Here is a 597-nt window from a genome sequence, read left to right on the forward strand (position 1 = left end):
GACGTGCCGTCCGAGCCGCCGCAGATGGTGCCGATGACCAGCTCCGACACCGCCATCTCGACCACCGGGGTCTGCGCGGCTACGGCCTGAAGCCGGGCCACGGCCTCAAGGCCCTTCTGAATGGTCGAAAGCGTACCGCCCGACTGCTGGATGACCAGGGTTTCGCACGGCCGGCCCGACGCCTCGATGGCGGCCTTCAGGCGCTCGCGGTTGAAGCTCTCACAGCCCAGCGAGATCAGCAGCACCCCGCCGACATTGGGATGCGTGGTCACCGCCGACATCACCTTGAAGGCGTAGTCGTTGGGATAGCAGCCCGGAAAGCCGATCAGGTGCACCTCGCTGTCGTCGGACTTGGTGACGATCTGGCGCGCCACATGGTGGGCGCATTCGACCAGATAGGCCACGGCGATGACATTGCGGATGCCCTTTCGGCCATCCGAACGCAGATAGCCTTCAAGTCGGCCATCCGGACGCAAATAGCCCTTAAGCATGTGCACCTCCGGAGGCTTCGCGGGTGTGGGACGAGATATAGTCGCTTTTCATATTGTGCATGTGGACGTGGCCACCCTTGGGCGTGTCTTTGGTCATCGAGCCGAT

1 protein-coding gene is annotated in these 597 nt (G+C 63.3%); it reads right to left on the bottom strand.

The window, feature by feature from the left end; genetic code table 11:
• On the bottom strand, nt 1-491 hold a 491-nt coding region (locus tag PQU94_RS18015; RefSeq protein WP_272742812.1), incomplete at its 3' end, for a UxaA family hydrolase.
• Between the last annotated feature and the right edge of the window lie 106 nt (nt 492-597).

The sequence above is a fragment of the Asticcacaulis currens genome (assembly GCF_028550395.1).
GTDB lineage: Bacteria > Pseudomonadota > Alphaproteobacteria > Caulobacterales > Caulobacteraceae > Asticcacaulis > Asticcacaulis currens.